Here is a 12,160-nt window from a genome sequence, read left to right as displayed (position 1 = left end):
TATTGTTATTGATTGAAAGTTAGTGCCTGGCCGTGGTGGTTCTTTTCAGCACTGATAGATGCCGAAGGTCTGACGGCCTTCATTTATGGTCGACTCCGGTACCACGCGGTTGCCACCGGCTTCGCCGGCCTCGTTGCGGGCCAGGTTGACCAGCTCGTCCTGCAGCCGGTTGGCGCCGCGATTGACAAACCCGATGCTGTCCAGCGCATTAACGTTGGCGGCACCAATACGGCGGCAATTGTTTATTTCAGCGGCCGTGGCCAGGCTGACGCGCTCGCCTTCAGGGGTAACCTGCACCCAGCTGTTGCCGCAGGCCGCAAGTATCAGCGGCAATGCGCAGAGCATCGGCAGACGACGGTATTTAAAAATAGACCGGATAATTGAATGGTGCATAGGAAGAGCCTCATGAGTGTTTCAACGCCTGCATGCTGTCAATTGCCGGGGCAATTTGTGAATGCATTCAGGCATACAACTGACGCTGTGTATTATCCTTGTTCTCCGGCACTTGGCAACTGCCCAAACGGGTTAAAGATGTGCGTTGCTTCACGGTTTTTGACACTGTGTCAGGCACGGAGGCAGGTCTGATCGCATTTGTGCTAATATCGCGCCATTCGCAAATCAAGTTGGAGAGGTTTTATGCAGGCACCAGAGACTGTGCTGGATGGGAAAAACGTCGTGGTTATCGGTGGTACATCGGGCATTGGTCTGGCCACCGCGATGGCGGCCAGCAAACTGGGCGGTAAAGTCTGGGCATGTGGACGGTCGGCCGAACACATGGATAAAGCACGCGAAGCCACCGACGGCAAGGTGGAGTTGGTGCAACTGGATACCCACGATGATGCAGCCATGACGCGTCTGTTCACGGAAATAGGCCACATTGATCATCTGGTGTCAGCAGCCACCGGCGGCACGCGCACGCTAAAGCCATTTATAGAGCAGACCGAAGAGCAGTTCCAGGCCGCCTTCGGCAAGCTGTGGGGTTACGCCAAAGTCGCCCGCCTGGGCGCACCATTTGTCGCCAAAGATGGCAGCATCACCTTTGTCAGCGGCGCGCCGGCGCGACGTTACAAACCCAATATGTCGGCGCTGAGCTGTGTCGGCGGCGCTGTCGAGAACATGGTGCGCTGCCTGGCAGTCGAGCTGAGCCCTGTCCGGGTCAATGTTGTGTCGCCTGGTATTGTTGACACTGCGCTGTTTGACTGGATGGGCGCCGACAAGTCAGAGCGCGTCGCCGCCATGACCCAGGGGCAACTGGTGCGCCGTATCGGCCGCCCGGAAGAGGTCGCCAGCGCTCTGGTGTACCTGATGCTGAATGGGTATGCCACCGGGACGACCGTCGATGTTGACGGCGGACAGTTGTTAAGCTGATGGCTGGCATGACGCTTCACGATGCGATCCATCAGCGCCGCTCGGTTCGTGGTTACCTGCCCGATGCCATTCCCGACGAGGTGCTGACCCGGATTTTTGCACTGGCGCAGTTGGCGCCGTCCAACTGCAACGTGCAGCCGTGGAAGGTGTTTGTCGCCACCGGCGATCTGCGTGATCAGCTCAGCGCCGAAATGCAGCGTCGCGTCATTGCCCGCGAACCGGCCAACCCGGACTATGAATACCGCGGCGACTTTGACGGTGAATATCGCAAACGACAGGTGGAGTGTGCGGTTGCGTTGTATTCGCAAATGGGCATTGAACGCCACGACCGGGAAGGTCGCGAGCGGGCAGTTCTGCGCAATTTTGAATTTTTTGATGCGCCTTACATGGCATTTATTGGCATGGACAGGGCCTTTGGCACTACCGTGGCGATTGATGTCGGCATGTATGCGCAGAATCTGATGCTGGCGATGGTGGCCAATGGCGTGCACAGCTGCCCGATGGGTACCATGCGCAACTATCCGGAGCTGGTGCGTGATGCCTTTGGCCTGGGCGATGAAACCCGTATACTGTTCGGGCTGGCGTTTGGCTATGAAGATACCTCGGTGCCAGCCAATCGCACCCGAACAACACGTGAGCCGGTCTCGGCCAGTGTTTTGATTAAACACGCGATCACAAAAGAATAACGAAAAGCCTGAGGGCACGGAATGCGTTTTAAACCTGTTATCCTTATTTACGACATTGATAATCGTCTGGTAGACGACGTGGCTGCAGAAATCGGTATTACCGGTAAATACACCAGCATCAATACCTATAATGAAGCCAATGCCATGGATGCTGTACACCAGTATGATCGTGGCTTTGGCTGGCTGACCAACAAGCTGGCCTGCATTATTACTGGCTGGAACAGCCATAAAAAACCACGTGATCAGTTCCTGTATCGGTTGCGGGCCATAGAGCGCAAGAGCCCGTTGCGCGACCCGTCACCGGTAATTATCATCAGCGAAGATCATCGTGATGACCTCAAGCAGCGGGCACTGGAACCGGACGATGGTCACGTTGCCGCTTATCTGCATCCCGATGATTTCAAAAAGTCTCTGGCAGAGCTGCTGGAACAGATTGTTTATCGGGACAACGCCGAAGTGTTGAACAAACAGGCATTGTCCAGCTTTCTTGCGGAGAAAGATCAGGAGTAACTCGCTTGTCCAAATTCGAGTTCATCATGATGTTCGTCTCGGTTGTGGTTGCCTTTGCCATGGCGGAGCTGCTGATGGGCTGGGGCAAGATTATCCGCGCCCGGCACCGCGTCAGCCATCCCTGGCTGCTGGCCGGCTGGTCAGTCTGGTTGCTGATCATCATTACCTACCATTACCTGGGCTTCTGGGAATATCAGGCTTACAATTTTACCAAGGTTGCGCCAATGGTGTTGTTCCTGGCGGCGCCCATCATGATGGTGTTGTTGACCTTTGTATTGACCCCGGAGCTGCGCTATTACCAGAAGATGGATCTGGAGGTGCACTACTTTCAGACCAAGAACTGGTTTTTCTGCATGGTGATCATCTTTCTGGTGCTGTCACGGGCGTCAGACCCGCTTCTGCCTGACTTTGCCGACACCTGGGAGCGACGCACACTGGGTACCGTGCTGGTCAGTTTTTCGGTCATCTGGTTATTGTTTACGCACAATCGTACCGTGCACTATGGGCTATTGTTCTTCAATCTGGCGTACCTGATTCTGGTTTCCAGTATCATTCCCGTAACTGGCCTTACCGCATTCTAGTCTGTGTCCGGATCTAGTTGACCAGAACACTTCGGCCACGCGCATTAGGCAGACACAAAAAAGCCCGCCCCTGATATATCAGGGGCGGGCTTTTTTGTTCGATAACGCGATCAGGATGACGCGGGGTAGGCCCCATCGGCATCATGTACTTCGCGACCGGTTACCGGTGGGTTGAAGACACAGGCCAAGCTCAATTCTTCATGTGCATAAAGGATATGCTTGTCATGCTTGTCCAGCACGTACAGAGTGCCAGGCGTTATCGCGTGAGTCTGCCCAGTAGCCAAATCCTTGATTTCACCTTTCCCGGAAATGCAGTACACCGACTCGAGGTGGTTCTTGTAATGCATGTGGGTTTCAGTGTCAGCGAAAATGGTGGTGATATGAAACGAGAAACCCATGTTGTCGTCTGCCAGCAACATGCGCACACTCTGCCAGGTTTTCGACTTTACGCTTCGATCGCTCTGTTCACATTCCTGTAACTGTCTGACTATCATGCTGTCTCCTTCTAGCTTCGGTAAATGTCTGATCTAAATGATCAGTCGGCGTCTCAGGACGCTATGCTGAGCTCTTTCTGGAAAGTATGTGCCACAGCTTCTTCCAGTATATCGAGACCTTTGTCCAGCTCTTCCATGGTGATGATCAAAGGACACAGGCACTTCACGACCTGACTGTCGGCGCCACTGGTTTCAATGACGAGGTTCTTGGTGAAAGCGTATTTGCAGATCTTGCCTGCCAACTCGCCATCTCGACACTCAAGGCCCTGCATGAAGCCACGGCCCTTGGCCTTGACCAGCTTCCTGTCGTACTTGCCCGCGATTTTCTTCAGGCGCATGGTCAGGTGCGCGATTTTCTTTTGCACGTCGGTCTGGAATTTGTCGTCTGACCAGAATTCTTTAAGTGCAGCATTCGCCGTTACAAAAGCATGGTTGTTGCCGCGGAAGGTACCGTTGTGCTCACCGGGCTTCCATGTGTCCAGCTCTGGTTTAATCAGTGTGACCGCGAAGGGCAGACCATAACCGCTCAGCGATTTCGACAGCGTAATAAGGTCGGGCTTGATGCCCGACTCTTCAAAGCTGAAGAAACGTCCCGAACGACCACAACCGGCCTGGATATCGTCGGCGATCAGGATAATGTCGTGCTTGCGGCACAACTTCTCGATGGCGCGCAGCCAATCGTTGCTGGCCACGTTCAAACCACCTTCACCCTGGATAGTTTCCAGGATAACAGCAGCAGGCTTGTCCAGACCGCTGGATGAATCTTCCAGCAGGTTTTCGAAGAACTTCACGGTGTCCAGCTCTTCGCCCATGTAATTCGAGTATGGCAAGTGTGTCACGCCGCCCAGCGGAATGCCTGAAGCATCGCGGTGATGTGAGTTACCGGTCGCTGCCATGGCGCCCAGGGATACCCCGTGGAAGCCGTTGGTAAAGGCGACGATGTTGTGACGGCCGGTCACGTTGCGGGCAATCTTCAGCGCAGCTTCTACGGCGTTGGTACCAGTCGGGCCGGTGAACTGAACCATGTAGTTCATGTCGCGCGGCTTGAAGATCAGCTCATTGAGATTGGTCAGGAACTCTTCCTTGGCACTCGTGTGCATGTCCAGGCCGTGTGCAATACCGTCACGCTCAATGTATTCGAGCAGTGCCTTTTTCAGTACCGGGTTGTTGTGACCATAGTTCAGCGTGCCTGCTCCGGCAAGAAAATCCAGATAGGCGTTGCCGTCTGTGTCATATAGATACGCGCCCTGAGCTTTGTCAAAAATGACCGGAAAGGCACGCGCGTAACTTTGTACTTCAGATTCGATGTCTTTAAAGATGTTTGTCATTTTTGTTCTCCTTTGGGGCTGTCTTTGCCAAGAGGTCCAATTCTCAACTTGTATTCTGTGTCGTGCAGATTGAGAAAATGAGTCTGCCTGTCAAACATGACAGATTCTTCAATGCTGCAATTATTGCGTCGGGCCAGGGAAGCAAACATCGCTCGCGAAGCGGCGTTGTCGCTGGTCACAGTGGTTTCCACAAATCGAACGGCTTTGCTTGCGTCGGATGCCAGTATGGCGTTCAGCATGCGGCCGGCCAGTCCCTGCTTCTGAGCAACCGTGTCAACGGCTACCTGCCAGACAAACAAGGTGTCCGGCTGCTCTGGTGGAATGTATGCCGTCACAAGGCCAACGATATCTTCGCCCATGGTGGCAACAATACTGGTCTGCGAGAAATGCGTGCAGATGGCCAGATAGCAGTACAGGGAGTTATCGTCCAGAAACGCGCTTTTGCGAATCAGATTATGGACAGGCGCACCGTCTTCCGATTTGGGGGTGCGTAATTGAATGTCTTGTCGGGGGTCGGGTCTTTCTTGAAGCGCTGGCGCTTCTTGAAAAGTAGTCATAACAAACAGTTTGTTTCCCTTTGTTAATGAAAAGATGATGTAAGCTGACATTGATACATGTGTTCGACAATATCAGTTCTTTATAGTTTTTATCTATGAATATTGAGAACGTGATAAGTATATCAAAATAGCTCCCTGTTGTCTAAACCGGCGGGTTTGCATTTGTTCAGCACAAAAAAAACGGCGCCGTCAATGGGCGCCGTTTTTGTCGTCAGGCCTTGCTGGCCAAGGTCTCCGGGTGGATCAGGTTTTTAATTGGGCAGTGTCAACGCAACAAACTGCGCCGGCCCATCACCACTGACAGACATGACGATGTACTGTTTGCCCTGGTGGGCGTAAGTCATTGGCAAGCCTGTTTGCGAAGCTGGCAGATCGATTTCAGCTAGGATCTCGCCACTGCTCTTGTCGTGGGCACGGAAGATCGGATTGCCGCCCTGACCTTCTCCGGCAAACAACAGGGTTTTGGTTGCCAGCAGGCCAGCGCGCGTCGGAATGCCCGTGCGCTCCAGATCAACGCCTTTCAGCAGCGGGTGATTGGCAATACGGTCCGGTGTGTCCGCATTGGCTATCCACCAGGCCATCTCGCCGGTTGTCAGGTCGAGCGCGGTGATACGGCCCCACGGTGGCTGCACGATCGGAATGCCATCCACATTGGGCGTCCGCGCCGGGCCCTGGATCCAGTCGACCGCTGAGAACTCGGCGCCCGGTACCAACGACAGCACTGCAACATCGGTACGCGACGGGATGTATAACATGCCTGTGTCCGGATCATAGGCTGCACCTTCCCAGTTGGAACCGCCCAGCGTGCCGGGCAGGCTGAGTGTACCGATGGTGCCATCCTCCGCATTCGCCAGTGACGCCGGCTGGAATAACGGCCCCATACGATAGGGTTTGACGGCCTGTCTGGCCCGGGCAAGGATCTCCGGTGTGAAGTTCACCAGATCATCATCGCTGATACCCTGACGGTCGTAGGCTGGTGGTTTGGTCGGGAACAACTGTGTTGGTGAAGTCCACTCGCCGGGAACGTCGGTCTGCGGTACCGCCCGCTCCTGCATTTCCCAGATGGGTTCACCGGTTTCGCGGTCCAGCACATAAGCAAAGGACTGCTTGGTCATCTGCACCAGCACCTTGCGGCCATCAGGCAGATCAGCCAGTACGGGCGCGGAGGGGGTGTCATAGTCCCAGATATCGTGGCGCAGGTGCTGGAAATACCATTGACGCTCACCGGTGCGGTAGTCAACAGCGACCACAGAGCCGGTGAACAGGTTTCTGCCCGGACGGTCACCGCCATAACGGTCACCGGTGCCGGACTCTACCGGCAGGTAAACCAGACCCAGTTCGGGGTCGGCCGACATCGCCGTCCACACGCCACCGTTGCCAGTGTGCTGAGCCGATCCGTCAAGCCAGGTTTCATAACCTTCTTCGCCTTTACGCGGGATATTGCGATGTGTCCACAACAGCTCGCCGGTGCGGATATCAAAGGCCCGAACGTCGCCCTTGACGTTATCCGCAGTAGGGGGACGCATGCTGACCTGGTGGGCAGCGCCAACCACCAGCACGTCCTCGATTACGGTCGGCGGGAAGGTGAGTGTGATGTCGCGGTCATCGCGGACTTCAGAAAAACGCATGCCGTCCATCAGGTCCAGTGTGCCACCGGTGCCGAATGACTCGAGCATACGCCCGTCGCGCGCATCCAGCGCTACCAGATAATAGCCAGGTGTCACCACAAATATGGTTTCCTGTTCGCCATCGGTCCAGTAAGCAACACCCTTGCCGGAGTTCTTGCGCGGTGATTCTTCAAAACGCTCGCCTTCCTGCGGGCGCCACATCCACAGCGTCTGGCCGGTACCGGCGTCGATAGCGACGACGTTACGGGTAGTGCCGACCGTGGCATACAGCACACCGTTGGCCATGATTGGGGAGGTCACATTCAGACCTTCCGGGCGCGGGCCGTAATTGGCGCCGTTCCAGGTCCAGGCAATCTGAAGCTCATTGACGTTGTCGGCATTGATCTGTTCGAGCGGTGAATAACGATTGGAATTGAGCCCGCCATTCATGCTGGTCCAGGGATAATAATCGGGTCCGGCACCGGCTTCTGCGCCCTCGATGGTCAGCGCCGCCAGCTGTGGCAGGCTCATGCCGATACCTGTCTGCGTGGCGTTGGCAAGCTGCAGCACGTAGGCAGTCAGGTCCAGGTATTGATCCGGGCTCAGTGATCCGGGCGTCTCCGCCGGCATGGTGGCCATGATCTGGCTGTGAAGTTCATTGGCGGGTCGCCCCAGCCAATCGTTGCTGATGCGCATTTCAATATCAGCCTGCACGTGACAGCGGGCACATTCGGATTGAAACAGGGTGGCACCACGTTCGGCGGACGCTGTCTGCGCTTGCGCACCGACAGACGCGAAAATGGGTAGTAAAATGAGCAGCAGGAATCTGATCAAGCGGATTCTCCTCTTTCGTGGGCAAAGATGGTGATTTATTCCGGGGATTTTTCTAATTATAAAGACGGTGTTATTAGGACAGACCGAGATATTACCGCGTTTGTTACGCACGAGAAAGCGTGGTTCTGCAACAGAACGTGTCAGCGCCGCGGCGGTCAGAGCGATTGCCGCCGACTCTAACGAAGATTACAATCGTGAAACCGGTTCATTGCACAGGAGTGCCTTCATGGCTGACAAGACAAGCATTCAGAGCAATATATGGCACCACCTGACGGTGACAGCCCTGGCCCTGACGCTGTCGACCTGTGCGGAAAATCCGGTGACGGGGGACCGTGAGCTGACTTTTGTGTCCGAGCGCCAGGAAATCAGCCTGGGCCAGGAGAACTACCGGCCGACTCAGCAAAGCCAGGGCGGGCAATGGAATATTGATCCGGAGCTGAGCGCCTACGTCAGTGAAGTTGGCCAGCGCGTGGCAGCGCAAAGCCCGCGCGATCTGCCTTATGAATTTGTGGTGCTGAACAGCTCAGTGCCCAACGCGTGGGCGTTGCCCGGAGGCAAGATTGCCATCAACCGGGGATTGTTGGCAGAACTCGACAATGAGGCGGAGCTGGCCGCTGTGCTGGGGCATGAGGTCGTCCACTCGGCCGCTCGTCATGGCGCGCAATCGATGGAGCGGGGCATGTTGCTGCAAGGTGCACTGCTGGTCACCTCAGTGGCGGCCCAGAACACTGAATATGCCGGCGTTATCGTGGGCGGCGCACAATTGGGCGCCCAGCTGGTCAGTACGCGTTATGGCCGCGAGGCCGAGCGCGAAGGTGATCTGTATGGTACACGGTACATGGCCGAGGCCGGCTACGACCCGGCGGCCGCTGTGAGCCTGCAGGAAGCCTTTGTGCGCCTGTCAGAGGGTAACAACCCGGGCTGGCTGGAGGGCTTTTTTGCCAGTCACCCACCATCAACCGAGCGGGTGCAGAACAACCGGCAATTGGTTGCACAACTGCGGACAGAAGGTTACACCAATGGGGAGCTGGGCGAGCAGCGCTATCAGCAACACACCGCACGCCTGCGTGAAACCCAGCCCGCCTATGAGGCATTCGATGAAGCCTACGCACTGCTGCGTGAGGACAAGGTAGAAGAAGCCGAGCAGAAACTCGATAGCGCGATCGCCATGGTGCCGCAGGAAGCCCGTTTTTACGGTCTGAAGGCCGATGTCGCACTGATGCAGCGTCGTTACAGCGCAGCCATTGAGACTTACAATCAGGCACTGGCGCGCGATGACGCCTATTTTGACTACTACCTGGGCCGCGGCCTGGCGTATTCCCGTCAGGGTAATGAAAACCGGGCGCGTGCCGACCTGCAGGCCAGTGTCGACTTGCTCCCCACCGCGCTGGCGATGAATGAGCTGGGCACGATGGCGTTGGCGGCCAACGAGCGCGGCGCTGCCAAGCAGTATTTTGAACAGGCCGCCCAGGCGCCGGGAGAGCTGGGCGCACAGGCCCAGGCTTCCTATATGCGATTGGACGTATCGGACAATCCTGGCAATTACGTTCAGGCGCAGGCGTTTGTCGGGTCAGGTGGGAGAATCCAGGTGCGTGTTGTGAATCGTGCACCGGTTGACATCACCGAGATCGAGTTGGAACTGCAGGCCTCAGTTGGCCGTGAGAGCGTTCGTCGTGCTATTGCCGTGCGCGGACTCGCTGCAGGTCAGGCACGAGACGTTGACTCCGGCTTGACACTGCCTGCGGAGACCGACCCACAGACAGTGCAGGCGCAGATCTTTGTGCGGCGAGCAGCAGTTAACTGAGCAGAGGATTATGCTGGATAGAAAACGAACTTTTTCCGAGAAATGGCTCCGTGTTACCCGAATATCATCGCTGGTTGCAGGCGTGCTGGTTGTTGGCACGCTGCTGACACTGATGGCCTGGCGCAACGCCGTTGTGGTAGTGACACTGGAGGATCAGGACCGGTTTGAGGAAGAAACCAGCGACAGCCTGGAGCTTATTCGGGAGCGAATGCAGGTTTACGGGCAGGTGCTCAGAGGCGTCAAAGGCCTCTTTGTTGCGTCTGAGAATGTCAGCCGCGAGGAGTTTCGGTCCTACACCGAAGAGCTGGATCTGCAGCAAAACTACCCGGGCATCCTGGGCATTGCCTATGCGCTGAACATCGAACCGGGGCGGCTGGAGCAGCATATTGCTGAGGTGCAGGCATTTGGCTTTCCGCAATATAGAGTGCGGCCTGAAGGCCAACGTGACGCGTATTCATCAATACTGTTTATTGAACCGTTCAGTGGCAATAATCTGAACGCGTTTGGCTTTGATATGTACTCCGAGCGGGTCCGGCGTGAGGCAATGGACCGGGCGCGAACCAGCGGCACACTGGCACTGTCCGGCAAGGTAAGCCTGGTGCAGGATGTTGATCGTGGCCCGATTGCCGGAGTGCTGCTGTATCTGGCTCTGTATGCTAGTGAAGTCACAGGCGCCGAAAACAATTCCGATGAGTTGCTCGGGTGGGTTTACGCACCGTTCAGCATGGATATATTGATGGCAGGCATCCAGTTGGATGACTCAAAGATAGCGATGACCATCTACGATGGCACTGACCCGGGCGTGGAGGCGCAGCTGTATTCGTCAGCGGCCGAATCGATGACGGCTGGTGATCTGCCTTTCTCACGTACTGAGCAGCTCGATATTGCCCAGCAAACCTGGACCGTCAGTTTTGCAGCGGATGCAGGTTTCATTCAGCCGCATGAAAACACCGAGCCGGAAGCTGTGCTGTCGATAGGCGCCCTGTTTACAGTGCTGATGGCAATACTGACCTGGGCGCTCGCGTCTGGCAGAGAGCGGGCAGAAGCACGGGCAGAGGTCATGAACAGGGAGCTGCTGGAGACTGAGTTTCGATGGAAATCAGCATTGTCCGGCGCCGGGCATGGCGTTTGGGACTGGAACAACCTTACTAACGAGGTCAATTACAATACCGAGTGGAAATCGATGTTGGGTTATGCCGATGATGAGATCAGGGATGATTTCTCAGAATGGCAACGTCTGCTACACCCGCTTGATCGGGAGCGTGCAGAGGCCACCATTACTGATTTTATCTCCGGTAAAACCAAAGACTTCAGTCTGGAACACCGGCTTAAAACCCGAGAGGGTCATTGGCGCTGGATACTGGGTCGCGGTGCGATTATCAGCAGGACTGAAGACGGCAGGCCGGCGCGAACTATCGGCACTCATACCGATATTGACCGCCAGAAGTCTCTGGAGCTGGCGCTAAGCGAAAGTGATCAACGCTTCCGGGGTGCATTTGAAAGTGCGGCAGTCGGTATGGCGCTGGTGGGGCTGGCTGGCGAGTGGCTGGAAGTCAATCAGGCGATACTGGATATGTTGCAATATGATGAAGACGAGCTGCTAAAACTGACCTTTCAGGACATCACCCACCCTGATGACCTCGAGCTTGATCTCCAGCATCTGGAAGCACTGACGGCCGGTAAAATACCCAGCTATCAGATGGAAAAGCGCTATTTTTGCAAGGATGGCTCCATCATCTGGATTGTACTCAGTGCCTCAATGGTCAGAGACGGTAATGGAGAACCATTACATTACATCGCGCAGATTGAAAATATTACCGAGCGCAAGGAGCTGCAGAGACGTGTGATTTATCAGGCCAGTCATGATGACCTGACCGGCTTGCCCAACCGCCGTCTGTTGCAGGAAAGGCTGGCGCAGACCCTGGCGCTGAGTCGCAGGCACAAGCGTTCATTTGCGCTGATGTTCATAGATGTCGACCATTTCAAGCATGTCAATGATGCGTATGGTCACGACGTTGGTGACGAATTGCTCAAATGGATAGCAGAAAAGTTGAGCGCTGTTGTGAGAACCTCCGATACCCTCGCGCGTCAGGGGGGAGATGAATTTGTGCTGTTGTTGTCGGAAATCAGCGCGCCTGAGGACGCCACCCTGGTGGCTCGCAAAGTGTTTAACGCAATGCGCGACGAATTCGATACGGGGGTCGTGCAATTGAAGGTGTCGCTGAGTGTCGGTATCGCCATCTTCGACCCGCACCACCCGGATTCTGCCGAAGACCTGCTGCGCAAGGCCGATGTCGCTCTCTATCAGGTTAAACGCTCGGGTCGCAACGATTTCCAGCTCTATCAACATGAGGATGAATAATCTCTGCGTTGACGGGTGACCTGCGCTGC

The 12,160-nt window shown here is 55.7% G+C and carries 11 protein-coding genes; 6 read left to right on the top strand and 5 right to left on the bottom strand.

The genetic code is table 11. From position 1 onward, the window contains the following. Nucleotides 1-45: 45 nt before the first annotated feature. The gene (locus tag ENH71_RS11450) at nt 46-393 is read right to left on the bottom strand and encodes a DUF4156 domain-containing protein (RefSeq protein WP_294130334.1); all 348 of its coding nucleotides are present in this window, start codon (nt 391-393) and stop codon (nt 46-48) included. A 243-nt stretch (nt 394-636) separates the two neighbouring features. Between ENH71_RS11450 and ENH71_RS11445 the strand changes: the two genes are divergently transcribed. From ENH71_RS11445 to ENH71_RS11430, 4 genes are read left to right on the top strand one after another with little or no spacing between them, the layout of a single operon-like run. After that, nucleotides 637-1,368, top strand: coding sequence for an SDR family oxidoreductase (locus ENH71_RS11445; RefSeq protein ID WP_294130332.1), 732 nt, complete (start codon nt 637-639; stop codon nt 1,366-1,368). Nucleotides 1,369-1,376: 8 nt separating this feature from the next. Then, a complete protein-coding gene (locus tag ENH71_RS11440) occupies nt 1,377-2,054 on the top strand; it encodes a nitroreductase (protein WP_294130331.1) in 678 nt (225 codons plus the stop codon). A 21-nt stretch (nt 2,055-2,075) separates the two neighbouring features. Continuing rightward, nucleotides 2,076-2,564 carry a hypothetical protein gene (locus ENH71_RS11435; protein WP_294130330.1) on the top strand — a complete coding sequence of 163 codons (489 nt, stop codon included), beginning with the start codon at nt 2,076-2,078 and terminating at the stop codon, nt 2,562-2,564. A gap of 5 nt (nt 2,565-2,569) precedes the next feature. After that, entirely contained in the window at nt 2,570-3,145 is a 576-nt protein-coding gene (locus ENH71_RS11430) for a hypothetical protein (protein ID WP_294130329.1), read from the top strand. A 110-nt stretch (nt 3,146-3,255) separates the two neighbouring features. Here the strand turns inward: ENH71_RS11430 and ENH71_RS11425 are convergent, their stop codons facing one another. The 4 genes from ENH71_RS11425 to ENH71_RS11410 form a co-directional block, all read right to left on the bottom strand. Next, the gene (locus ENH71_RS11425) at nt 3,256-3,639 is read right to left on the bottom strand and encodes an ectoine synthase (protein ID WP_294130328.1); all 384 of its coding nucleotides are present in this window, start codon (nt 3,637-3,639) and stop codon (nt 3,256-3,258) included. A gap of 53 nt (nt 3,640-3,692) precedes the next feature. Next, entirely contained in the window at nt 3,693-4,967 is a 1,275-nt protein-coding gene (gene ectB / locus ENH71_RS11420) for a diaminobutyrate--2-oxoglutarate transaminase (RefSeq protein WP_294130327.1), read from the bottom strand. Next, nucleotides 4,964-5,575 carry a diaminobutyrate acetyltransferase gene (gene ectA, locus ENH71_RS11415; RefSeq protein ID WP_294130325.1) on the bottom strand — a complete coding sequence of 204 codons (612 nt, stop codon included), beginning with the start codon at nt 5,573-5,575 and terminating at the stop codon, nt 4,964-4,966. Before ectA ends, ectB begins: the two co-directional genes overlap by 4 nt. 200 nt (nt 5,576-5,775) lie before the next feature. Continuing rightward, on the bottom strand, nt 5,776-7,965 hold the full coding sequence (locus tag ENH71_RS11410; protein WP_294130324.1) for a BamB-related PQQ repeat family beta-propellar protein: 2,190 nt from the start codon (nt 7,963-7,965) through the stop codon (nt 5,776-5,778). A 226-nt stretch (nt 7,966-8,191) separates the two neighbouring features. Here ENH71_RS11410 and ENH71_RS11405 point away from each other — a divergent pair, with 226 nt between their 5' ends. Both ENH71_RS11405 and ENH71_RS11400 read left to right on the top strand, forming a co-directional pair. Beyond that, nucleotides 8,192-9,769: a M48 family metalloprotease gene (locus ENH71_RS11405; RefSeq protein ID WP_294130323.1), complete on the top strand. Its 1,578-nt coding sequence runs from the start codon at nt 8,192-8,194 to the stop codon at nt 9,767-9,769. A 10-nt stretch (nt 9,770-9,779) separates the two neighbouring features. Further along, the gene (locus ENH71_RS11400) at nt 9,780-12,131 is read left to right on the top strand and encodes a sensor domain-containing diguanylate cyclase (RefSeq protein ID WP_294130321.1); all 2,352 of its coding nucleotides are present in this window, start codon (nt 9,780-9,782) and stop codon (nt 12,129-12,131) included. Nucleotides 12,132-12,160: the final 29 nt, after the last annotated feature.

This window comes from Pseudohongiella sp. (assembly GCF_011050365.1).
Taxonomy (GTDB): Bacteria; Pseudomonadota; Gammaproteobacteria; order Pseudomonadales; family Pseudohongiellaceae; genus Pseudohongiella.
The sequence above is the reverse complement of the archived record's forward strand: the minus strand, read 5'-3'. Positions and strand labels throughout refer to the sequence as shown.